Source organism: Flavobacterium geliluteum, assembly GCF_017948595.1.
GTDB classification, from domain to species: domain Bacteria; phylum Bacteroidota; class Bacteroidia; order Flavobacteriales; family Flavobacteriaceae; genus Flavobacterium; species Flavobacterium flavipigmentatum.
On sequence record NZ_JAGFBV010000008.1, the window covers coordinates 44,190 to 67,357 of the forward strand.

A 23,168-nucleotide genomic window follows, 5' to 3' on the forward strand; every position below is an offset into this window, starting at 1 on the left:
TTTGCGATTTTATATCTTTTGAAGAAGTACGGAAAACCATATTGAATAAATTGAGTTAATATGTTATATTTGCCAAAAAGGAATTCGCGGTATCTGTGTCAAATAAATGTGACTCAGAGGGGCGAAGCCGTGAACTGTAATGAACAAAATAGATATAAAATCAAATAAAATAGACGAAAACATAAAGATAGCAGTCATAGGACTTGGTTATGTTGGTTTGCCTTTGGCTCGACTATTTGCTACAAAATATAGTGTCATAGGATTTGATATTAATGAGTCAAGAGTTGCTTCTTTAAAATCGGGTACAGATACTACCTTAGAAGTAGATGATGAGACTTTACAAAAAGTTCTTGTTTTAGAGCCTTCTGAAAATATCGGATTGTATTGTTCTTCAAATATTCAAGATATTTCAGAGTGTAATTATTTTGTAATCACAGTTCCAACTCCGGTTGATAAAAATAATCGACCCGATTTGACTCCTTTGTATAAATCCAGCGAATCAGTAGGAAAAGTGCTGAAAAAAGGCGATATTGTCATCTATGAATCAACAGTTTATCCAGGTGTTACAGAAGAGGAGTGTGTTCCCGTTTTAGAAAGAGTTTCAGGATTAAAGTTTAACGAAGACTTTTTTGCAGGATATTCCCCAGAAAGAATAAATCCGGGCGACAAAGAGCATACTGTAGAGAAAATTTTAAAAGTTACATCGGGTTCAACTCCGGAGATCGGTCAAAAAGTAGATGCCCTTTATAAATCGGTTATCACAGCAGGGACGCATTTGGCACCAACTATTAAGGTGGCTGAGGCTGCAAAAGTCATTGAAAATTCTCAAAGAGATATCAATATTGCTTTTGTAAATGAATTGGCTAAAATATTTAATCTGATGGATATTGATACACATGATGTGTTGACAGCAGCTGCTACCAAATGGAACTTCTTACCCTTTAAGCCGGGTTTGGTTGGAGGACATTGTATAGGGGTTGATCCTTATTATTTGGCTCAGAGAGCACAAGAATTTGGGTATCATCCAGAAATAATACTCGCAGGAAGACGTTTGAATGATAGTATGGGCGAATATGTTGCCTCTCAGATTGTAAAATTGATGATTAAAAAAGGTATTTCTGTCAATGGTGCAAACCTTTTGATGTTGGGAATTACTTTTAAAGAAAATTGTCCAGATGTAAGAAATACTAAAATAGTAGATGTTGTAAAAGCATTGTCTGAATATGGAATTTCGGTAACGGTTTACGATCCTTTGGCTAATGTTGAAGAAGTCAAAAAAGAATACAAGTTGCAAACTATTGATGTATTAAGTGATACTAAATATGACGCCATTGTTTTAGGAGTTGCTCATAAGGAGTTTCTGGATTTGGATTTTTCAAGTTTGCAAAACGAAAAAAGCTTATTATATGATGTCAAAGGAGTTTTAGGCTCTCTGGCTGATAACAGATTATAATTCAAAAAAAATAAAAATGGATAACGCAATTATACATGTTATTTTAACAGGAGGTATTGGTAGCAGATTATGGCCGCTTTCTAGAAAGAGTCAACCAAAGCAATATCTGGAAATATTTGAAGGGAAATCTTTATTTGAGATGACTGTAGATCGCAACAGAAGTCTTGCAGATAAGGTTATGGTTGTGGGTAATAATGATAACTGCCATTTAAGTGAAAGAGTATTCGATAAATCAAGTACTTCTTTTATCAATATTGTAGAATCAACGCCAAGAAATACAGCTGCTGCAATTGCTTTTGCTGCTTTTGCATCCAATCCTGATGATGTTTTAATTGTTACTCCATCTGATCATATTATTGAAAAAATGGATCAATATAATGAGGCAATCAGTGAGGCCATTTCTAAAGCAAATCAAGGTTTTATTGTAACTTTCGGAATTGTTCCAACCAAACCAGAAACAGGTTATGGCTACATAGAGGCAAAAGGTGATAATGTGGTTTCCTTTCGCGAAAAGCCAAATAAAGTGACTGCAAAAGAGTTTATTGCAAAAGGCAATTTTTTATGGAATAGTGGAATGTTTTGTTTTAAAGCTGGAGTACTTCTAGAAGAACTGAAGCAATTTCAGCTCGATGTATATGAAAAATCTAAAAAAGCTTGGGAAGATAGTGCCAATGGTAAGTTAGATTTAGATTTATCTTTAGAAATTCCTTCTATCAGTATCGATTATGCTGTAATGGAGCGAAGTAAAAAAATTAAAGTAGTCCCAGCCTCATTTTCATGGTCAGATCTTGGGTCTTTCGAATCTGTTTATGATTATTTGGTTGCTAACGGTCATCCAGTAGATAAAAACGGAAATATGGTCATAGGATGTGATACACACACTTCTTTTTTAGGGTTGAAAAACACAATTTTTGTTGCAACGACTAATGCCAATTTAATTTTACAAAAAGAAAATTCGCAAGATGTAAAAGATTTATATTCGGAATTAGAACGTCAAAATTCTGAATTATTAAATTAATTTAAATTTAAAATGAAAAAAATTCTTATCACAGGTGGTGCAGGTTTTATAGGTTCTCATGTAGTAAGACGCTTTGTAAATCAGTATCCTGAGTGTCAAATATTCAATTTAGATGCCTTAACGTATGCAGGCAATCTGGAAAATATAAAAGATATCGAGAATCAACCTAATTATACTTTTGTAAAAGGAGATATTGTAGATGAGCTTTTTATAAACGAGCTTTTCTCGCTTCATAATTTTGATGGTGTGTTGCATTTAGCTGCAGAATCTCATGTAGATCGTTCTATAGAAGACCCGTTAGCATTTGTAAAAACGAATGTTATTGGGACAATGAATTTATTGAATGCTGCAAAAAATCAATGGAAAGATAATTTTGAGGGTAAACGTTTTTATCATATTAGTACCGATGAGGTGTATGGCTCTTTGGGAGCTGAAGGTCTTTTTACAGAAACCACTTCTTACGATCCTAATTCTCCTTATTCTGCTTCAAAAGCAAGTTCAGATCATTTCGTAAGGGCGTACGGCGAGACCTACGGGTTGCCTTATGTATTGACAAACTGCTCCAACAATTACGGTTCTTATCATTTTCCTGAAAAATTAATTCCGCTTTTCATCAATAATATTATCAATAATAAACCTTTACCGGTTTACGGTGATGGTAATTACACTCGTGATTGGTTATTTGTTGAGGATCATGCTATTGCAATCGACTTGGTTTTTCATAAAGGGAAAAATCACGAAACGTATAATATTGGAGGTTTTAATGAATGGAAAAATATTGATTTGGTAAAGTTGCTATGCCAAATTATGGATCAAAAATTAGGCAGAGCCGAAGGAACTTCTCAAGAACTAATTACTTACGTGAAAGACAGACCGGGTCATGATTTACGTTACGCTATCGATGCCTCAAAAATTAATAAAGAACTGGGTTGGAAGCCTTCTGTAACTTTTGAAGAAGGCTTAGAGAGAACAATTAATTGGTATCTTACCAATGAGGAATGGTTGAAAAATGTGACTTCTGGTTCTTACAAAGATTATTATCAAAAACAATATTCATAAATTAACAATTTTAATTCAACCAAAATTCCAGGTTTAAATTATAATTAACATGAAAAAATTATTTTACGTTCTTACGTTTCTTTTTTTACTGCTAGGATCTTCAAATGCTAATGCGCAAGATATTATTAAATCCAAAGATTTAAGCACCATTAAAGTAGATTATTTGTCAGATGACGAAATCTCTAAGATAGTTGCTCAACTAAAAAGTAATAATGCTACAATTGATGATGTTGAATCTATGGCTTTATCGAAAGGCATGAGTCAGACAGAATTTGATAAATTAAGAACTCGAGTCAAAGAATATGAGAAAAAAAACTCAAAAGATACTGATAAGGATAAAAAAGATAAGGACAAAAAGAAAGACGATAAATCAAAAGATATAGATAAAGATTCTGAGTTTGGAAGAAGGCAAGAAAAAATTAAGAATGAAAAAGTAAAAGACTCCTTAAATGCTTTAATTTTTGGCTCTCAACTGTTTGATAACCCTACTTTAAATTTTGAGCCAGATTTAAAAATGGCAACTCCATTAAATTATGTTTTGGGGCCAGGTGATAAATTAGAGGTTAGTATTTATGGTATTCAGCAATTTGATGATACTGTAACAGTTAATTTTGAAGGTAAAATTGCCATTCAGAATGTTGGTCAAATTGCGGTTGCTGGAATGTCTATCGAAGCTGCAACACAAAAAATCAAAGCTGCTATTGCAAAAGTATACAGCACTGTGAGGTCTGGACAATCTCAGGTAAGCGTAAGTTTGAGCGAAATACGTACCATAAAAATAACGGTCGTTGGAGGAAAACAACCTGGCAATTATTCGATTTCATCTTTAGCAACTGTTTATAATGCTTTGCATTTAGCAGGTGGTCCAGGGAAAGACGGAAGTTATCGAAATATTGAATTGATAAGAAACAATCGTGTTTTCAAAAATATTGATGTTTACAGATTTTTAGTAAAAGGAGATCAGTCTGATAATGTTGGGTTAAAAGACAATGATGTCATTAGAATTCCGGCTTACAGCCAACGAGTTACAGTTGAGGGTGAAGTGAAAAGACCTGGGATTTTTGAAATGAAAAAAGGTGAAACTTTTGCGGATTTACTAAATTTTGCTTCAGGATTTAATGAGTTTGCCTATACTGCTTCTGTAAATGTTTTACAAAAAACAGGCAAGGAGTTTAAAGTGCATGATATAAAAGAAAGTGAGTATGCTTCTTATTTGCCTCAATCTGGAGATGTTTTTAAAATTACAAAAATTTTGAATCGATTTGAGAATCGTATTAAAATTGAAGGAGCTGTTTTTAGGCCAGATTATTATTCTTTTACAGAAGGCATGCGAGTTTCTGAGTTAATCGCTAAAGCAGAAGGCCTCAAGGAAGATGCCTACAGTAAGAGAGCAAGAGTAATTCGTTTGCAATATGATTTAACCACAGAAATTGTAAATGTAGATTTGAGTGCCGCTTTATCAGGAGATGTAACTGCAGATATTGAGTTGAAAAGAGAAGATATTGTTACCATCTATTCTATTTTAGATTTTAGAGAAGAATATAAAGTAACGATTGATGGAGAGGTCAAAAATCCTGGTGAATATGAATATTTTGAGAATTTGACATTGAATGACTTAGTAATTCAAGTCGGTGGATTAACTGGCTCTGCATCAAAAAGAGTTGAAGTAGCCAGAATGGTAAAGTCAGATCAAATCGATGATGCTGATCCTAAGCGCATTGAGTTGTTAGAACTTCAAATTACAGCAGATAATAACGAACAAATTAAAAATTTTGTATTACAGCCCTTTGATGTTATCAATATTCGTAAGATGGCGGTTTACGAAAAACCAGAAATGGTTAAAGTTAGCGGTGCCGTTACTTATCCGGGTAAGTACGCTATTGCTAATAAAAAGGAGACTGTCTACAATGTTGTAATGAGAGCTGGAGGTTTGACATCCATTGCTAACTTAGATGGGATGAAAATAAAAAGACCTATTAAAGAAGAGCAACTTAAGCAATTAGAAAGTATAGACCTTAATCTTGATAAAAAACAAATTGGAGAAGACGGAAAGGAATCTAACTTGAAGGATAAAGATTCACTTAACTCAAAATTGACTAAAAAACTTAGAGATGATCTAAAATTTGCTACAATTCCAGTTAACTGGGAAAAAATTGTTAAAGATAAAAATCATTATTCTAATGTTACGTTATTTCCTGGTGATGAAATTGAAGTGGCAGTTTATAACGAAGGAGTAAAAGTGACGGGAAATGTATTGCTAACCTCTGAAATACCGTATAGAAGCGGAAAAGGATTTAAATATTACATCAATGCAGTTGGTGGTGTTGATAATAAAGGCTGGAAGAGAAAAGCCTATATTATTTACCCTAATGGGAAGGCCTCTGTTACAGGTTCATTTTTGTTTTTTAGGTCTTACCCAAAAGTTACACCTGATTCGCAGATTGTAGTTCCAGAAAAGCCCGAAGTGAAAAAGATGAGTGCCGGAGAATGGGTTAGCATTGGAAGTGTATTAGCTAGTTTAGCATTATTAATAGTTACCGCTTTTAAATAAATTATTTTTTTGATGGAGAATAATAATATACCGATTGAAAACGATGAAATTTCGTTAAAAGAATTAATACTTAAATCCAAAGAATGGTATCATTATTTGTTATCACAATGGAAAATTATTGTTTTAGCCGGAATAATTGGAGCCGCTTTAGGATTAACGTATTCATTTATCAAAAAGCCAGTTTATACAGCTACTTTAACATTTGCCGTAGAAGATGAAAAAGGAGGAGGAGGCTTAGGAGGAGCATTAGGTTTGGCTAGTTCCTTTGGTGTAGATTTAGGTGGTAGTGGAGGTAACATATTTTCCGGATCTAACCTTACTGTGTTGTTTAAATCGCGTAATATGGTAGAACAAACGTTACTTTCTCCCGTGGTTGTAAATGGAAAACGGATTTCTTTAGCCGAAATGTATATTCAAAATAGTAAATGGAGAAATAGCTGGAATAAAGATCCAAAATTTAAGGACATTCAATTTTTGCCCGAAACGAATCGCAAATATTTCACAAGAGTTCATGATAGTATTTTAGGAGTAATTTATGAAAATTTATCCAAAGGTTCTTTAGCGGTGGCTCAAAAAGATAAAAAGATAGCCGTTATTTCGATGGATGTGACTTCTAACAATGAATTGTTTTCTCTTTATTTTTGTGAAGCGCTCGCTAAGCAGGTAGGTAAATTTTATGTGAGTACCAAAAGTAAAAAAGCCCGAATGAATATGGAAATCTTAGAGCGTCAAACAGATTCTATACGTGCAGAACTTAACGGTGCCATAACAGGAGTTGCAGTAGCTAATGATAATACCTTTATGTTGAATCCTGCGCTCAATGTACGACGAGCTCCTTCTGCTCGCAGACAAGTTGATGTACAGGCTAACACAGCTATTTTAACAGAGTTAGTTAAACAAACAGAATTAGCTAAAGTGACTTTACGTAAAGAAACACCTTTAATTCAGGTGATTGATCATCCTATTTTACCATTACCAAAAGAACGTTTTGGTAAAGCCAAAGGATTGGTGATGGGAGGTTTTTTGGCTGGGTTTTTAATAGTATTGGGATTGATTGCGAGGAGGTTTTTTAAAGATTTGCGTATTTAATACTATATAAAATTTTAGAGATTAAGTCAAATATTGGTTTTTTAATTTCGTCGAATTTAAAATGATCTTGAATAGATTTTATAAATAGAAAAAATAAGCACCATAAATATTAAATTGTTGCATTAAACCTTACTACATATTTCTGAAGCGATCACCAGTGCTAGAGGATAATAAATATTTTTCAAAAACTGCAAATCCCTATATATAATTAACTAGTTTGCGTGCAGAAAATGATTGCTATTTTCTATAGCTTTAATTAATTGTATGTATTTGTAAAATCTCTGATAGTATTGGTAAGTTCTTTAGTGTGTTTTAAGAAAAACAGGAACCAATAAAAAATCAAATAAAAGTAATAGTTTAAATGAATATTCTTAAATTAATAGGTAGAGGTGAGGAAATATTTGAAAAAGATATTTCAAATCATGAAAATCAATTGTCTTCTATCGTAAATAGTTCTTCTTTTTTGGTAATAGGTGGTGCCGGATCAATAGGTCAGGCAGTAACTAAAGAAATTTTTAAAAGAAATCCTTTAAGATTGCATGTTGTTGATATAAGTGAAAACAATATGGTAGAGCTAGTTCGCGACTTGAGAAGCTCTTATGGTTATATCGAAGGTGATTTTCAGACTTTTGCATTGGATATTGGATCTATTGAATACGATGCATTTATAAATTCGGACGGGAAATACGATTATGTTTTAAATCTTTCTGCTCTAAAACACGTACGAAGTGAGAAAGATCCTTTTACCTTAATGAGAATGATTGATGTGAATATTTTTAATACTGAAAAAACACTACAACAATCTATTACAAAAGGCACAAAAAAATATTTTTGTGTTTCTACAGATAAAGCAGCGAATCCTGTTAATATGATGGGCGCCTCAAAGAGAATTATGGAAATGTATTTAATCCGTAAAAGCAAAGACATAAAAATCTCAACTGCTCGTTTTGCTAATGTTGCTTTTTCTGATGGTTCTCTATTACATGGGTTTAACCAAAGAATTTTAAAGAAACAGCCAATTGTTGCTCCTAATGATATTAAAAGATATTTTGTTACACCAAAAGAATCTGGAGAATTATGTTTGATGAGCTGTATTTTCGGCGAAAACAGAGACGTTTTTTTTCCAAAATTAGACGAAAAATTGAACTTAATTTCATTTGCGGATATTGCTGTTAAATATCTGGATGAAATAGGTTACGAACCATATTTGTGCGAGTCAGAAGATGAGGCTAGAGATAATGTTGACGCCCTGATAGCTGAAAAAAAATGGCCTTGTCTTTTTACAGGTAGTGATACCACAGGTGAAAAAGATTTTGAAGAATTTTTTACAGATACCGAGGTTCTTGATATGGATCGTTTTGTAAACCTTGGGGTTATTAAAAATGATGCGGTTTATGATAATGAGAAATTAGAAAATTTCACTTTTAAAATAAAGGATATGAAATTAAACTTAATTTGGACAAAAGAAATGATCGTTGATTTATTTAACAATTTGATACCTAATTTTGGTCATAAAGAAACTGGTAAATATTTAGATTCAAAAATGTAATATGAGCGATTTTAATTCTGTAATATCCTTTATAAAAGAACAGCACAATAACCAGGAATTTACGCCGCTTCACGCCCCTGTATTTAATGGGAATGAAAAAAAATACTTGCTTGATACGATAGACTCTACATTTGTTTCTTCTGTTGGAGCTTATGTAGATCGTTTTGAAGCGATGATGTGTGCAACATCCCAAACAAAAAAAGCTGTTGCTGTTGTAAATGGCACAGCAGCAATACAAGTGTCATTACGATTAGCCGGAGTAAAAGAAGGAGATGAAGTAATAACTCAGGCTCTAACCTTTATTGCTACTGTTAATGCTATATTATATAATGGTGCATCGCCTATTTTTGTTGATGTAGATCTTGATACAATGGGCCTTTCACCAAAAGCGCTTGAATCATTTCTTATAGATAATGCTGAGCTTAGGGAAGATGGTGCCTATAATAAGAAGACAGGAAAAAAAATCAGTGCCTGTCTTCCAATGCATACTTTTGGTTTTCCGGTGCATCTTGACGAACTTATGCTTGTCTGCAACAACTGGAAAATAGCACTTATTGAAGATGCTGCAGAATCTTTAGGCAGTACTTACAAAGGCAGGCCAACAGGAAGCATTGGTAAATTAGGAGCTTTTTCATTTAATGGCAATAAAATAGTTACCTGTGGTGGTGGTGGTGCAATTGTTACCAATGATGAGGAAATGGGTATACGTGGAAAATACCTCACTACGACAGCTAAAGTTCCTCATGCTTATGAATTTGTTCACGATGAGCTGGGCTATAATTTCAGGATGCCTAACCTGAATGCCGCATTGGCTTGTGCGCAATTAGAGCAACTTGATGCATTCCTTGAAAACAAAAGAAGTCTAGCAAAACAATACCAGTCGTTTTTTACAGATAAAGGAATAAAATTCAGGACGGAGACTCCGGATACAAAAGCCAACTATTGGCTAATGTGTGTAGAACTTGAAAACAAACAGGAAAGAGAACTTTTTTTGAGTGAGACAAACAGCAATGGTGTAATGACCAGGCCAATTTGGCAACTGATGTTCCGTCTGCCTATGTATGCAAATTGTCAGAGAGACGGACAGCAGAACGCTTTGTTTTTAGAAGAACGAATTGTTAATATACCGAGTAGTGTACGATAAAAAAATAATTCTTATCGGATATTCCGGTCATGCTTATGTAGTAGCTGATACGGTTCTGGAAAACGGATATGAAATTATCGGTTACTCTGATAAAGAGGAATCGAATATGAACCACTATAATTTACCTTATTTAGGATTTGAAAATAATGCTGATTTTATAGGATGGCAAAAGAAAGTTTCTTTTATTCTCGGAATAGGTGATAATAAATTAAGGCAAAATATTGCTCATTTGATTGAAAGTAAAGGAAAGAAAGTTGAAACAATTATAAATAAAACGGCTAACATTTCAAAAAGCGTTGTTATTGGAAATGGCAGTTTTATTAATAAAAATGTTGTCGTCAATGCATTTGCGGTAGTCGGAAAAAATGTAATATTAAATACTGGCTGTATCATTGAGCATGAATGTATTCTAGCTGATGCAGTTCATATAGCGCCAGGAGCAGTTTTAGCAGGAAATATCAGTATTGGAGAAAGAACATTTGTGGGAGCGAATGCAGTAATAAAACAAGGGATTTCTATTGGAAAAGATGTCGTAATAGGAGCAGGATGCGTAGTTATATCCAATATTCCTGACGGAAAAAAAGTAGTCGGAAATCCTGGCAGAATAATATAAGTATGGACAAAGTAATAATCATCGCAGAAGCGGGTGTAAATCATAACGGAGATATTCAAATAGCTAAAAAGCTAATTGATGTGGCTGTAGATGCAGGAGTTGATTACGTTAAATTTCAGACTTTTAAAGCTGATAGTTTAGTAAGTAAATCTGCAAAAAAAGCAGAATATCAGAGCGTTAATATCAATGACGGTGATGACTCTCAATATGCTATGCTAAAGAATCTAGAGTTGAGCCATGAAAATCATTTAGAGTTAATGAAATATTGCTCAGAGAGGAAGATTCAATTCTTCTCTACAGCATTTGATGTTGAAGGGGTGAATTACCTAAATGATTTGGGACTTTCTTTTTTTAAAATTCCAAGTGGAGAAATAACAAATTATCCGTACTTAAAAGCGGTTGCAATGTGCGGCAAGCCAGTTGTTATGTCAACAGGCATGTGTTCCGAGATGGAAATCAAACAATCATTAGATGTTTTAATGAAATTTGGTTTAAAAAAAGAGGTTATTTCCATTTTACATTGTAATACTGAGTATCCAACACCTATGAAAGATGTTAATTTGAAAGCCATGCAAAGTATAAAAAAAACATTTGGGGTAAAGGTTGGGTATTCCGATCATACACTTGGTATTGAGGTACCTATTGCAGCAGTTGCATTGGGAGCTACCATAATAGAAAAGCATTTTACTCTGGATAGAACTTTACCGGGACCTGATCATGTGGCTTCATTAGAACCTACTGAATTAAAAGAGATGGTTATGGCAATACGCAACATAGAATTGGCGATGTGTGGTGATGGTGAAAAGAAGCCAAGTGAAAGTGAAACAAAGAATATCGCAATTGCCAGAAAAAGTATTCATATTAATAAGAATTTATCAAAAGGAGATATTATTACAGATGATGATATTATTTCATTGCGACCAGGAGATGGAATTTCTCCAATGGAATGGGAGAATATTATAGGTAAAAAGTTGAATGTCGATAAAAACGAATTTGATAAATTATTATTTTCAGATTTTATATGAGAATAGGAATACTAACTAGTTCAAGAGCTGATTACGGAATATATCTTCCTTTGCTACAAAAAATGAAGATTGATTCCTTTTTTGAAATGGAGATTATTGCTTTTGGTACTCATTTATCAAAAAGCCACGGGTTTACATTAAATGATATGGAAAAGGATGGATATACTTGTATTCATACCATTTCCTCAATGATTTCAAATGATGATGAACAGGCTATAGCGTCGTCTTATGGCTTGACTGTATTAAAGTTTGCGAACTTTTGGGAGAGTCATCCATATGATTTGGTATTTTGTTTAGGAGATCGTTTTGAGATGAGTGCTGCTGTACAATCAGGAATTCCTTTTGGGATAAAGTTTGCTCACATACATGGAGGAGAAACTACATTGGGAGCAATAGACAATGTTTACCGTCACCAAATTACATTAGCTTCAAAATTGCATTTTACAGCTACAGATGTTTTTAGGAAAAAAGTAATTAATTTAACAGATTCAGTAGAAGATGTTTTTGATGTTGGTTCTTTGAGCTTGAATGATATAAAGTCCTTTGTTCCGATAGAGAAACTTATTTTCTTTGAGAAGTTCAATATACCTAACGAAGATTTTATATTAGTAACCTTTCATCCGGAAACGATGTCGGTACAAGAAAATGTTAAATATGCCCAAGCCATGAAAAATGCTTTGGCAACTATTTCTAAAGAGATATTTGTGATTATCACAATGCCTAATGCCGATACACAAGGGTCTGTTTACAGGGAAGCAATTGAAAAATTGAAAAAAAAATATCCAAACCGATTTTTGTTAATTGAAAACTTTGGCAAAATTAATTATTTTTCAGCGATGCATTATGCTAAAATTTTATTAGGGAATACCTCTAGTGGGATTTTGGAAGCTGCTTCATTTGGGAAATACGTTGTAAATGCAGGGGATCGACAAAAGGGAAGGATTCAAAGTGGTAATGTTTTAAATTGTGAATTTGAGGAAAGGGCTATAATTTCTGTAGTTGATAAAGCCATGAAGTTTGAAAAATACAATGGGAAAAATGTGTATTTCAAAGAAAGAGTAGCTGATAACATAATTAAAATTGTAAAAGAATTTTATGAGAGTATATAAAGACCATTTAATTCTTTCCGGAAGTACAATAAAACAAGCTTTACTTCAATTCAATCAATTAGGCCAAGATGCTATATTATTTGTTGTCGATGACAACGATAAATTAATTGGAGCGCTTACTGATGGAGATGTAAGACGTGGTTTGCTAAAGGGATTTTCTATTGATAGCTGTGTTGATGAAATTATTCAGAATGATCCGCGATATATTACTAAAGGGGAGAATAATTTGGAAAAAATTATTACTTTCCGTGAGGGTAACTTTCGAATTGTACCCATTGTTGATGATAGCCATAGAGTGGTAAATGTCATTAATTTTAGAAAGACAAGATCCTATTTACCTATTGATGCTGTGATTATGGCAGGTGGTAGAGGACAGCGATTACAACCTTTGACTGACACGATCCCGAAACCCCTTTTAAAAGTAGGAAATAAAGCCATTATGGAACATAATTTGGATCGATTGGCATTATTTGGAATTGATGATTTTTGGATTTCTGTAAAGTATTTAGGTGAACAAATTGAAAATTATTTCGGTCAGGGAACAGAAAAAAACATAAAAATAGAATATGTTTGGGAAAATGAACCCTTAGGGACTATTGGAGCAGTCTCCTTAATAAAAAATTTCGAACATGATTATGTTTTGGTAACGAATTCAGATTTGCTAACCAACATTGATTACGAACAGTTTTTTCTCGAATTTATAAGACAAGATGCCGATTTGGCGGTTTTAACGATACCATACCAAGTAAGTATTCCTTATGCTGTATTAGAGACCAAAAATGGTCAAATAAAAAGTTTTAAGGAAAAACCTATTTATACTTATTACTCAAATGGAGGAATTTATTTGATGAAAAAGGAAATGTTGAAATATATTCCTCAAAACACTTTTTTTGATGCTCCGGATTTGATGCAAGAGTTGATTACAAATAACCTAAAAGTTATTTCTTTTCCTTTTTCTGGTTATTGGCTGGATGTTGGCAAACATGAAGATTTTGAAAAAGCACATATAGATATACATAATATTAAGTTTTAAGATGAATATATTAATTACCCTTTGCGCCCGCGGAGGTTCTAAAGGAATACCAGGAAAAAATATCAAGTTGATAGCAGGTAAGCCACTTATTGCTTATTCAATTGATTTGGCAAATAGATTGAAAGAGAAATGGAATGTAAAAGTAGCTTTGTCTACAGACGATTCTGAAATAAAGTCCGTAGTAGCAGCTTATGATGTTTTTACTGAATATGTAAGACCTAAATATTTAGCTACTGATGTAGCTGGTAAAATAGACACAATTAAAGATTTATTATTATACGAGGAATCATTAGTAGATTATAAGTATGATTTTATTCTAGATTTAGATGTTACTTCTCCACTTAGAACAGCAGAGGATGTCATAAAAGCTTTGGAACTTATAATTGCTAACTCAGAGGTAAAAAACTTGTTTTCCGTAAATCAAGCAGCAAGAAATCCGTATTTTAATATGGTGGAGGAGAATTCTAATGGATTTTATTCTTTAGTGAAAACCAATCCTGATGGTAGCGCGATGACACGCCAGTCGGCACCAAAAGTCTATGATTTGAATGCATCTTTCTATTGGTATAGAAGATCTTTTTTTGATTCTGGTGATAAAACGGCAATTACTGATAAGTCTTTGATTTATGTGATGAGTCATATTTGTTTTGATTTAGATCATCCGGTAGATTTTTTGTTTATGGAGTATCTGTTACAAAACAATAAATTGGATTTCGAACTATGAACATATTAATAATTGGTTTAGGATCTATTGGCAGAAAACATATTAATGCCATAAAAAGCTTAAATAATAATTCAAATATTTATGCATTGAGATCAAACTCCAATGGAGAAAGTGAACCAGGAGTTAAAAATATTTATAATTTAAATGAAAGCATTGTAGATTTTGATTTTGCTATAATTGCAAATCCAACACATCTACATTATGAATTTATTGAAAAATTAACACAAAAAAACATTCCGCTAATTATTGAAAAACCTGCTGTAAATAGTCTAAAAGACGTAAATAAACTAGTAGATTTAATTGAAAAAAAACAAGTGACTACTTATGTAGCTTGTAATCTCAGATTTCACCCTTGTATATTGTTTTTGAAAAATAAGTTAAAAACTGAAAAACTTAGAATCAATGAACTTAATGTTTATTGTGGTTCTTATCTGCCAGATTGGAGGCCTGGAAAAGATTTCAGAAAGATATACAGTGCAAATTCTTCGATGGGCGGCGGTGTTCATCTTGATTTATTTCATGAATTAGATTATACAACCTGGCTTTTTGGTTTGCCAAATAAAAGTCAATCATTATTTAGAAATGTATCAAGTTTAAAAATTGATGCGGTCGATTATGTGAATTATATTTTGCATTATGATAATTTTGCAGCTCATATAACCCTAAATTATTACAGAAGGAAACCAAAAAGAGAGATAGAGATTGTTTTTGATGATGAAACCTGGACTGTTGATTTAATTAAAAATGTAATCAAAAATGATAGTGACGAGTATTTGTTTGAAGCGCCTGATTTTGATATTATGGATACTTATGTTTCTCAAATAGAATACTTTACAAGTTGTTTGAAAAAGAATGAAATGCCAATGAATTCCTTTAAAGACTCTATAGCAAATTTAAAAATATGTTTAGATAATGAATAGTTTGAAAGATAAAATAATAATTGTAACAGGTGGGTCTGGACTATTAGGTAAAGAAATTGTGAAAAATCTTGAAGGAAAAGGAGCGATTGCAATTAATGCTGATATTAGTGTAGAAACAGATTTTACAAAACGTACACTTTCTGTCGATATAACGTCAGAAGAATCTATTGTTAAAGCATTAAAATCTGTGGCAGACTTTTATGGAAAAATAGATGGATTAGTGAATAATGCTTATCCGAGGACCAAAGATTGGGGGACTAAATTTGAGGATATTATCTACGAATCTTGGCAAAAAAATGTAGATATGCAAATGAATACTATTTTTTTATTTATTCAAAAGATAATACCAGAGTTGTTAAAAACTAAAGGTTCAATTGTAAATATGACTTCTATTTATGGAGTAGTAGGAAATGATTTAACAATATATGAAAATACAAGCATTAATACAGCAGCACCTTATTCAGCTATAAAAGGAGGCGTGATCAACTTTACTAGATATTTAGCATCATATTATGGAAGACAAGGGGTACGGGTAAATTGTGTTTCTCCAGGCGGTATTTTTGATAACCAGCATGAAACTTTTGTGGCAAACTACGAGAAAAAAGTTCCCATGGGCAGAATGGGAAATCCAGATGACATTGCTCCGGCCGTTTCTTTTTTATTATCAGATGAAGCCAAATATATTACAGGACAGAATTTAATTGTTGATGGAGGATGGACAGCAATATAAAAGCATAAAAAGATATGATTAAACTACTAGATTATCCATTTGATAATACAATGATTCTCAGAAAACGTAAGGCAATACGCAAAGAATTGTTACAAAGAAAATACAACAGAGAAATTAGAATTGCAATTTTAGGTGGATCAACCACAAATGAATTGGTAAATGTTATTGAGTTATTTTTACTTAAAAAAGGCTTTCTTCCCTCATTTTATGAATCGGAATATAATAAATATTACGAAGACGCACTTTTTGGAAATGATGAGCTTACAGCATTTAAGCCTGAAATAATTTACATCCATACAACTCATGAAAATGTTTCAGAATTCCCCACATTTAATATGGATGCTGAAGATTCGGAAATGGTATTTGAAAATGAATTATTCAGATTCCAAAGTATTTGGAAGTCATTAAAAAAATATAATTGCCCTGTCATTCAAAATAATTTTGATTTGCCAATTAATAGGAGCTTAGGAAATTTAGATTGTTATGATATTCATGGAAAAACTTATTTTTTAAACAGATTAAATCTTAGTTTTGCCAAAGAAGCCCAAATTAATAATTCATTGTTTATCAATGATATTAATTATTTGTCTGCCTCTATTGGTTTACAAAACTGGTTTGACAAAAATATTTGGCATACTGCTAAATACGCTATTAGTTTTGATGCCATTCCTTCATTGGCAAATAATATAGTGAACATCATTGCGTCAATTTTAGGAATGTCAAAAAAATGTATTGTATTAGATTTAGATAATACTTGTTGGGGAGGTGTAATTGGTGATGATGGATTAAATGGTATAAAACTTGGAAATGAAACAGCAGAGGGAGAAGCTTATATGGCATTTCAACACTATGTAAAAGAATTAAAACAGAGGGGTATAATATTAGCAGTTTCATCCAAGAATGATCACGAAATTGCAAAAGAAGGTTTTACACATTCAGATAGCATTTTGAGTTTTGAAGATTTTACTTCATTTAAAGCAAATTGGGAACCTAAATATCTGAATATTGAAAAAATTGCAAATGAAATTAATATAGGGCTTGACAGTTTAGTGTTTGTTGATGACAATGCGGTGGAAAGAAATATAGTAGAATCCCAGCTCCCACTTGTAGCTGTTCCGAATGTTGGTGATAATATTTTGAATTTTATAGACTACATTGAACAAAATGGTTATTTTGAAGTCGTAGGACTTTCGTCTGATGATATTAATAGGAATAAATTTTATTCAGAAAATCAAGAAAGAGCAAAAGAACAATCTGTGTTTGAGAACTATCAAGATTTCTTATCCTCTTTAAATATGAAAGCAGAAATTAACCTTTTCGAAAATGTCTATATTGAGAGAATAACGCAATTAGTAAATAAAACGAATCAGTTTAACCTGACTACAAAACGATATACAGTAACTGAAATAGAATCAATGGCAGCCAGTGAAAGGTTCATACCACTATATGGTAAATTGACTGACAAATTTGGAGATAATGGTTTGATTTCAATTGTTATTGGAGAAATATTAGAGGACAAATGTATTATTGATACCTGGTTAATGAGTTGTAGAGTCTTAAAACGAGATATGGAGTTTGCAATGCTTGAAATACTGGTTCAAGAATGTAAAAAAAGAAATTTGAACAAAATAATAGGTGTTTATAAAAAAACACCTAAAAATAATATGGTTGCCAATTTGTTTGTGGAGTTCGGGTTTGAAGAATTATCGGAAAGTCAAGAAGAGGATAATACAAGGTGGAAGCTTGAATTAAAGGAGTATAGAAAAAAAGAAATCACGATAAAAATTAATTAAAATGACAAGAGAAGAATTATTTGGAAAATTACAGGAAATATTTAGAGATATTTTTGATGACGAGTCACTTGAAATAACAGATTCAACAAATTCATCTGACATTGATGATTGGGATTCCATAAATCATATTAATCTAGTGGTTGCTATTGAAAAAGACATGAAAATAAAGTTTAGTTTTGAAGAACTTGCAGCACTCAAAAATGTAGGAGCCATGGTCGATTTAATGATGATTAAAGGAAAATAATTCTATTTATGGAAGTATTAGATAAAGAATATACTGCATTTAAGAAAACAGTTTCAAATGATTATCCATATGAGCTATCCATAGATGATAATGAATTATTTCCTATCTTTAAAAAAACGCATAATGCTATTTGTGAACAACATTCGAGAATAAATAATAAATTTTTCTCTAATGATGGAAAAGGTATTATAGACTTTAAATTTCTAGATCATTACCTAATATTCTGTTATAGAGTAGCAAATTATATCTATAAGAATAGCGGAAATTTATTATTAGCAGAAGCAATTTATTACTCATCACGAATAAGAACATCTACAGACCTATATTATACAGCAGAAATCGGTGATTATTTTATTCCTGGACATAGTATAGGGACTGTTATGGATTCAAGAGCAAAGTATGGTGAACTTTTTAAAATTTATAATGGAGTCCATATAGGACCATATAATATTCAGGGAGTGGAGCCAAAGGATTGGAAACATCCAAGATTTGGAAACGCTGTAACTTTGCTGGCAAATACTTCAGTTTATGGAGATACAGAAATTGGAGACAATGTAATTGTAGGCGTTGGAGCTGTTATTGTTAATGAAAAAATACCTTCAAATTGCATTGTTATGGGGCAAAGCCCTAGATTATTCGTATTGCCAATTAATGTTAGTAATTTTGATTTGTTAAATAAACATAATTAAGTGAGATGCAAGAATATTTATTTTCAGATATTAAAATAGGGTTAAAACATTCTTTTGAAGCCGAAATAGATGAATCCCGAATGGAGAAATTTCTTGAAATTTCGGGAGATAATAATCCAATGCATATAGATGGAGAATATGCAAAGTCTAAAGGAATGATTGATCGGGTAGTTTATGGAATGCTTACTTCTTCATTTTACTCAACTTTAGTAGGTGTTTATTTGCCTGGAAAATTCGCTTTATTACATTCAATCGAAGTGCAGTTTACAAAACCAGTTTTTATTGGAGATAAACTTACTGTAATTGGTGAAGTTTCTTCAGTAAATGAAATGTTTCATCAGATTGAGGTAAAAGCCTATATTTTGAATCAAAATTCAGAAAAAATATCAAGAGCAAAAATTAAAATTGGATTAGTAAATGGATAATATCATATTTATTACAGGTGCATCTTCAGATATTGGCGAGACACTAATTAAAAGTCTAACAGAAGATTGTATAATTATAGCTCATTACAATAGCAACGATAAAAGATTGGTGGAGTTGCAAAAAGAGACTAAAAACAAGATTGTTCCTATACAAGCTGATTTTTCTTCTAATGAAAGTATAATTGAAATGCTTGATAAGATTGAATCTGAAATAGGTGTGCCTAATAAAATCATACATTTAGCAGCACCTAAGTTTGAGAATTTACGATTTAAAGATGTTAATTGGAATAATTTTCAAAATGAAATAAATGTAAGTTTAGGGTCAATTACTTTAATATTAAATCGGTTTTTACCAAAAATGGCTTTGCAAAAAAGAGGTAGAGTTGTAACTATTTTATCGAGTGTTGTGTTAGGTGTTCCTCCTAAAGCATTAACCCAATATACCACGGTAAAATATGCACTTTTAGGATTAATGAAAGCATTAGCATCTGAATATGCAGATAAAAAAATTACAGTAAATTGTATATCACCTTCAATGGTTGAAACTCAATTTTTATCTCAAATAAACGAACGAATAGTTGAGTTAGCTGCGGAATCACATCCATTAAAGAGAAACGCCAATGTTTTAGATATTATTCCTAGCATATTGATGCTTATGTCAGATGATTCCGCTTATATAAATGGGGTTAATATTCCAATTACAGGTGGAAGTAATTTCTAACAATATGAGTATTTCTTTAGCTTCGCTAAGTGATATTAATGAAATTATGTCATTTATTAATTTAGAATGGAAAGAAGGACATATTTTGGCAAAGAATCAAGATTTTTTTAAATACGAACACAAAAGTAAGGATCAAATAAATTTTGTTATTTCAAAAGACGAAAATATGAAAATTAATGGAGTACTTGGTTTTATACCCAGTGCTTTAGAGGAAGATAGTGATATTTGTACTGTAATTTGGAAAGTATCTAAAAACAATCAAAATCCGATATTAGGTATTCAATTATTACAATTTTTACAAAAAAAAAAAGGTGTAAGAATAATTTTAAGTGTTGGTATTAATAAAAAAACAATCGGAATATATAAATATCTGGGAATTTATACAGATTCACTTAATCAGTTTGTAATGATTAATAAAAATATTCAAGATTTTAAGATTGCAAAAGTTAATAAATTAAAAGACTTCGATGATATTTCTGTTTCCTTCGATCTAAATTATAAAATTAAATTGGTAAAGCGAGAGTTTGATTTGTCAGATTTTAATTTTGAAGAATACAGACAAAATATTCCCTTTAAAAACAAGAAATATTTTTACAAAAGATATTTTGAACATCCTATATATCAATATTCTGTTTATGGCGCTTATTTTAATGATAAGCTTTCGGGGCTAATTGTAACAAGAGTACAATCCTACAATGAGTCCAAAGTATTGAGAATCGTTGATTTTATAGGAGAAGAAAATTGTTTATTAAGTTTTGGTAATTTTTTTTCAGAATTAATAGTTAAGAAGGGGTATGAGTATGCCGATTTTTATTGCTTTGGTTTGCATCAAGACCTTTTAAATAATGCAGGATTTTATCTAATAGATCCTTCTGAGGAAGACTTAATAATACCAAATTATTTTTCTCCTTATTTACTAAAAAATATTCCTATTTATTTTTTTGCTGATACTAACAAAATTGAATCCCTGAGGCTTTTTAAAGCAGATGGAGATCAAGACAGACCAAATTAAAAAAAATGCAAGATATAAGTGTAATAATGTACCATTATGTACGAAAAATAAAAAACTCTCAGTTTTCTGAAATTAAAGGGCTTGAAACGGAACTCTTTCGGGAACAATTGAAATTTCTTAAAAAACATTACAATTTTGTGACAACAGAAGAAGTAATAGATAGTGTTTATAACAATTATAAATTACCAACAAAATCGGTTTTACTTACTTTTGATGATGGCTATGTTGATCATTATAATAATGTATTTCCAATTCTTCAAGAGTATGGTGTCCAAGGAAGCTTTTATATTCCTGTAAAGGCAGTTAGAGATCACAAAATGCTAGATGTAAATAAAATACATTTTATATTGGCGGCAGTGTCTGATAAAAATAAAATTATTTTTGATATTAAACTTTTAATTAATAAATATAAAATAGAATATAATCTTCAAGATTTTGACTATTATTATAAAAAACTTGCAGTTGAGTGGAGACATGACACAGCTGAAGTTATTTTTATAAAGAGACTGTTACAAGTAGAACTTGCTGAAGATATTAGAGGGCAAATTGTAGATTTTTTGTTTAGTAAGTATTTGGAAGTTAACGAGAATGAATTTGCTAAAGAATTGTATTTGAATGAAACTCAGGTTAAGGAAATGTTGAATGGAGGCATGCATATAGGATGTCACGGATATAATCATTTTTGGTGGAATAGATTGGAGCCTGAAGAACTTGAAAAAGAAATAGATTTGTCATTGGATTTCTTAAACGAAATGGGCGTAGATATCTCCAATTGGACAGCGGCATATCCTTATGGGTCTTATAGTAAGGAAGTTGAGAAATTATTAAGAGAAAAAAAATGCAAGTTAGCTTTTACTTCAGAAGTCAATCTTGCAAATACATCTGTAGAATCAAGTTTATTAATGGGTAGGTTAGACACAAATAATATTGCCAAAAATGCAAATGAAATACCAAATGAGTGGTTTGAAAAATCATCTTAAATAAAAGTATACTCTTTTATTTAATTATAGGTCTAAAAAATTGCTGCTCTTTCTATAGTAATTAATATACCAAAATACCCGCGTTTTTTTATAAAATATGAAATTTAAGAAAGTTGTTTATATCCGTTATTTTCCTTTAACTAAGGCCATTTATACGGATTTGTACTTTAAGGAATTGATGGAAAATAATATTCAAGTCGAATATTTGGATGTAACTACTTTGTTTTATCCTGATAGAGTTAGAACAGAGGCTTTTGAATTTGCAGGTACTGTGAAAATTGTTTCCTACAAGCAACTCTATCACTATCTGAAAGAGCAATATAATGACAATGTGTTATATATTTCTATAATGACCTTCGAGGGGCGTGTTTTTAGACTATTTAGGCTGTTTACAAAGTTTAATCTCAATTTAGGAGTATTTGCCAGAGGAGTTTTTCCTAGTAATGCTGAACCCGGTAAGAGGTCTAAAATTACAAGAATTATTAGGGCTATAAGTTTCAAAAGAGTTACAGATTTTTGTGCTAACAAAATTACCTTACTTGCTAAAAAATTAAACGTTATAAAATCGTATGATTATATTTTTAAAGCGGGAGAGTATGGCTATTTTGGACTTGGTATAGGGAATGAGATTGACTATCAAAAAGCAAAAATAATTGAAGTTAATACAGTTGATTATGATCAGTTTTTAATTCATAGAAAATTACTGCCAGTAAATAATGAAGAATATATCGTTTTTTTAGACCAATATTTGCCTTTTCACCCGGATGCTAGCTATTTTAAGATAAAAACAGTAGAACCAGAACCTTATTTTAAGGAAGTAAATGGTTTTTTTGATCGATTAGAATTGGCAACAGGGATGAAAGTGATTATTGCCGCACATCCTAAAGCAGAACGATATAAAGAATTTAACCCATACAATAACAGAGCCATTTTTTTTAATCAGTCAAATGATCTGGTAAAAGAAGCTTCCTTGGTTTTAACACATGCTAGTACAGCAGTTTGCTTTCCTATCTGTTATAATAAAAACTTTGTTTTACTGGTTAGTGACTATCTTAATCAGGTATTGCCACAATTTTTAGTAGTTGCTCAATCATTGGCTAATTCTTGCGGTGCAGCTATAATTGCAATGGATTCCGCAGAGAAAATACATATTCCCGAATTAATAAATTTAAATAAATACAACGATTTCAAATACAAATATTTAACCTCTAAAAAAAACGAAGACCAATTGTCGAAAGATATTTTTATACACTTTTTGAAAACAGGCTGTCAATCTCCTAACTAAAG

At 31.7% G+C, this 23,168-nt stretch carries 22 protein-coding genes; all 22 read left to right on the forward strand.

Translation table 11 applies throughout. The annotated features are described in order from the left end of the window. Window positions 1-139 precede the first annotated feature (139 nt). The 22 genes from J3495_RS06695 (at window position 140) to J3495_RS06800 (ending at window position 23,166) form a co-directional block, all read left to right on the forward strand. Window positions 140-1,453, forward strand: coding sequence for a nucleotide sugar dehydrogenase (locus tag J3495_RS06695; protein WP_210665781.1), 1,314 nt, complete (start codon window positions 140-142; stop codon window positions 1,451-1,453). A 16-nt stretch (window positions 1,454-1,469) separates the two neighbouring features. After that, window positions 1,470-2,471, forward strand: coding sequence for a mannose-1-phosphate guanylyltransferase (locus J3495_RS06700; protein WP_210665782.1), 1,002 nt, complete (start codon window positions 1,470-1,472; stop codon window positions 2,469-2,471). A 12-nt stretch (window positions 2,472-2,483) separates the two neighbouring features. Continuing rightward, window positions 2,484-3,530, forward strand: coding sequence for a dTDP-glucose 4,6-dehydratase (gene rfbB / locus J3495_RS06705; protein WP_210665783.1), 1,047 nt, complete (start codon window positions 2,484-2,486; stop codon window positions 3,528-3,530). Between the two features lie 49 nt (window positions 3,531-3,579). Continuing rightward, window positions 3,580-6,081, forward strand: coding sequence for an SLBB domain-containing protein (locus J3495_RS06710; RefSeq protein WP_210665784.1), 2,502 nt, complete (start codon window positions 3,580-3,582; stop codon window positions 6,079-6,081). Between the two features lie 12 nt (window positions 6,082-6,093). Continuing rightward, window positions 6,094-7,170: a Wzz/FepE/Etk N-terminal domain-containing protein gene (locus J3495_RS06715; RefSeq protein ID WP_210665785.1), complete on the forward strand. Its 1,077-nt coding sequence runs from the start codon at window positions 6,094-6,096 to the stop codon at window positions 7,168-7,170. Between the two features lie 361 nt (window positions 7,171-7,531). Next, window positions 7,532-8,719, forward strand: coding sequence for a UDP-N-acetylglucosamine 4,6-dehydratase (locus J3495_RS06720; protein WP_210665786.1), 1,188 nt, complete (start codon window positions 7,532-7,534; stop codon window positions 8,717-8,719). A 1-nt stretch (window position 8,720) separates the two neighbouring features. Further along, window positions 8,721-9,863: a LegC family aminotransferase gene (locus J3495_RS06725; protein ID WP_210665787.1), complete on the forward strand. Its 1,143-nt coding sequence runs from the start codon at window positions 8,721-8,723 to the stop codon at window positions 9,861-9,863. After that, a complete protein-coding gene (locus J3495_RS06730; protein WP_210665788.1) occupies window positions 9,853-10,476 on the forward strand; it encodes an acetyltransferase in 624 nt (207 codons plus the stop codon). The genes J3495_RS06725 and J3495_RS06730 overlap by 11 nt, the downstream gene beginning before the upstream one ends. Before the next feature lie 2 nt (window positions 10,477-10,478). After that, window positions 10,479-11,501, forward strand: coding sequence for an N-acetylneuraminate synthase (neuB, locus tag J3495_RS06735; protein WP_210665789.1), 1,023 nt, complete (start codon window positions 10,479-10,481; stop codon window positions 11,499-11,501). Then, window positions 11,498-12,610, forward strand: a complete 1,113-nt coding sequence (neuC, locus tag J3495_RS06740) for a UDP-N-acetylglucosamine 2-epimerase (protein WP_210665790.1) — start codon at window positions 11,498-11,500, stop codon at window positions 12,608-12,610. The genes neuB and neuC overlap by 4 nt, the downstream gene beginning before the upstream one ends. Next, a complete protein-coding gene (locus tag J3495_RS06745) occupies window positions 12,597-13,643 on the forward strand; it encodes a nucleotidyltransferase family protein (RefSeq protein ID WP_210665791.1) in 1,047 nt (348 codons plus the stop codon). The genes neuC and J3495_RS06745 overlap by 14 nt, the downstream gene beginning before the upstream one ends. 1 nt (window position 13,644) lies before the next feature. Further along, on the forward strand, window positions 13,645-14,367 hold the full coding sequence (locus J3495_RS06750) for an acylneuraminate cytidylyltransferase family protein (protein WP_210665792.1): 723 nt from the start codon (window positions 13,645-13,647) through the stop codon (window positions 14,365-14,367). Further along, window positions 14,364-15,287, forward strand: coding sequence for a Gfo/Idh/MocA family protein (locus J3495_RS06755; RefSeq protein WP_210665793.1), 924 nt, complete (start codon window positions 14,364-14,366; stop codon window positions 15,285-15,287). Before J3495_RS06750 ends, J3495_RS06755 begins: the two co-directional genes overlap by 4 nt. Then, window positions 15,280-16,017, forward strand: a complete 738-nt coding sequence (locus J3495_RS06760) for an SDR family oxidoreductase (RefSeq protein ID WP_236025413.1) — start codon at window positions 15,280-15,282, stop codon at window positions 16,015-16,017. The genes J3495_RS06755 and J3495_RS06760 overlap by 8 nt, the downstream gene beginning before the upstream one ends. Before the next feature lie 14 nt (window positions 16,018-16,031). Next, complete coding sequence (locus J3495_RS06765; protein WP_210665794.1) at window positions 16,032-17,810, forward strand: HAD-IIIC family phosphatase; 1,779 nt, start codon at window positions 16,032-16,034, stop codon at window positions 17,808-17,810. A gap of 1 nt (window position 17,811) precedes the next feature. Further along, window positions 17,812-18,054: an acyl carrier protein gene (locus tag J3495_RS06770; protein WP_064716137.1), complete on the forward strand. Its 243-nt coding sequence runs from the start codon at window positions 17,812-17,814 to the stop codon at window positions 18,052-18,054. Between the two features lie 8 nt (window positions 18,055-18,062). Then, window positions 18,063-18,743 carry a hypothetical protein gene (locus tag J3495_RS06775; protein WP_210665795.1) on the forward strand — a complete coding sequence of 227 codons (681 nt, stop codon included), beginning with the start codon at window positions 18,063-18,065 and terminating at the stop codon, window positions 18,741-18,743. 5 nt (window positions 18,744-18,748) lie between these two features. Continuing rightward, on the forward strand, window positions 18,749-19,168 hold the full coding sequence (locus J3495_RS06780; protein ID WP_210665796.1) for a MaoC/PaaZ C-terminal domain-containing protein: 420 nt from the start codon (window positions 18,749-18,751) through the stop codon (window positions 19,166-19,168). Further along, window positions 19,161-19,889: an SDR family NAD(P)-dependent oxidoreductase gene (locus J3495_RS06785; RefSeq protein WP_210665797.1), complete on the forward strand. Its 729-nt coding sequence runs from the start codon at window positions 19,161-19,163 to the stop codon at window positions 19,887-19,889. Before J3495_RS06780 ends, J3495_RS06785 begins: the two co-directional genes overlap by 8 nt. A 4-nt stretch (window positions 19,890-19,893) precedes the next feature. Next, window positions 19,894-20,901: a hypothetical protein gene (locus J3495_RS06790; RefSeq protein ID WP_210665798.1), complete on the forward strand. Its 1,008-nt coding sequence runs from the start codon at window positions 19,894-19,896 to the stop codon at window positions 20,899-20,901. Between the two features lie 5 nt (window positions 20,902-20,906). Beyond that, on the forward strand, window positions 20,907-21,881 hold the full coding sequence (locus J3495_RS06795) for a polysaccharide deacetylase family protein (protein ID WP_210665799.1): 975 nt from the start codon (window positions 20,907-20,909) through the stop codon (window positions 21,879-21,881). 97 nt (window positions 21,882-21,978) lie between these two features. Further along, window positions 21,979-23,166 carry a hypothetical protein gene (locus J3495_RS06800; RefSeq protein WP_210665800.1) on the forward strand — a complete coding sequence of 396 codons (1,188 nt, stop codon included), beginning with the start codon at window positions 21,979-21,981 and terminating at the stop codon, window positions 23,164-23,166. Window positions 23,167-23,168 lie beyond the last annotated feature (2 nt).

What these genes read in the sequence shown, in the direction of transcription:
- J3495_RS06695 (WP_210665781.1), top strand. Translation starts at nt 140, where the DNA reads ATGAACAAAATAGATATAAAATCAAATAAAATAGACGAAAACATAAAG.
- J3495_RS06700 (WP_210665782.1), top strand. Translation starts at nt 1,470, where the DNA reads ATGGATAACGCAATTATACATGTTATTTTAACAGGAGGTATTGGTAGC.
- rfbB (WP_210665783.1), top strand. Translation starts at nt 2,484, where the DNA reads ATGAAAAAAATTCTTATCACAGGTGGTGCAGGTTTTATAGGTTCTCAT.
- J3495_RS06710 (WP_210665784.1), top strand. Translation starts at nt 3,580, where the DNA reads ATGAAAAAATTATTTTACGTTCTTACGTTTCTTTTTTTACTGCTAGGA.
- J3495_RS06715 (WP_210665785.1), top strand. Translation starts at nt 6,094, where the DNA reads ATGGAGAATAATAATATACCGATTGAAAACGATGAAATTTCGTTAAAA.
- J3495_RS06720 (WP_210665786.1), top strand. Translation starts at nt 7,532, where the DNA reads ATGAATATTCTTAAATTAATAGGTAGAGGTGAGGAAATATTTGAAAAA.
- J3495_RS06725 (WP_210665787.1), top strand. Translation starts at nt 8,721, where the DNA reads ATGAGCGATTTTAATTCTGTAATATCCTTTATAAAAGAACAGCACAAT.
- neuB (WP_210665789.1), top strand. Translation starts at nt 10,479, where the DNA reads ATGGACAAAGTAATAATCATCGCAGAAGCGGGTGTAAATCATAACGGA.
- neuC (WP_210665790.1), top strand. Translation starts at nt 11,498, where the DNA reads ATGAGAATAGGAATACTAACTAGTTCAAGAGCTGATTACGGAATATAT.
- J3495_RS06745 (WP_210665791.1), top strand. Translation starts at nt 12,597, where the DNA reads ATGAGAGTATATAAAGACCATTTAATTCTTTCCGGAAGTACAATAAAA.
- J3495_RS06750 (WP_210665792.1), top strand. Translation starts at nt 13,645, where the DNA reads ATGAATATATTAATTACCCTTTGCGCCCGCGGAGGTTCTAAAGGAATA.
- J3495_RS06755 (WP_210665793.1), top strand. Translation starts at nt 14,364, where the DNA reads ATGAACATATTAATAATTGGTTTAGGATCTATTGGCAGAAAACATATT.
- J3495_RS06760 (WP_236025413.1), top strand. Translation starts at nt 15,280, where the DNA reads ATGAATAGTTTGAAAGATAAAATAATAATTGTAACAGGTGGGTCTGGA.
- J3495_RS06765 (WP_210665794.1), top strand. Translation starts at nt 16,032, where the DNA reads ATGATTAAACTACTAGATTATCCATTTGATAATACAATGATTCTCAGA.
- J3495_RS06770 (WP_064716137.1), top strand. Translation starts at nt 17,812, where the DNA reads ATGACAAGAGAAGAATTATTTGGAAAATTACAGGAAATATTTAGAGAT.
- J3495_RS06775 (WP_210665795.1), top strand. Translation starts at nt 18,063, where the DNA reads ATGGAAGTATTAGATAAAGAATATACTGCATTTAAGAAAACAGTTTCA.
- J3495_RS06780 (WP_210665796.1), top strand. Translation starts at nt 18,749, where the DNA reads ATGCAAGAATATTTATTTTCAGATATTAAAATAGGGTTAAAACATTCT.
- J3495_RS06785 (WP_210665797.1), top strand. Translation starts at nt 19,161, where the DNA reads ATGGATAATATCATATTTATTACAGGTGCATCTTCAGATATTGGCGAG.
- J3495_RS06790 (WP_210665798.1), top strand. Translation starts at nt 19,894, where the DNA reads ATGAGTATTTCTTTAGCTTCGCTAAGTGATATTAATGAAATTATGTCA.
- J3495_RS06795 (WP_210665799.1), top strand. Translation starts at nt 20,907, where the DNA reads ATGCAAGATATAAGTGTAATAATGTACCATTATGTACGAAAAATAAAA.
- J3495_RS06800 (WP_210665800.1), top strand. Translation starts at nt 21,979, where the DNA reads ATGAAATTTAAGAAAGTTGTTTATATCCGTTATTTTCCTTTAACTAAG.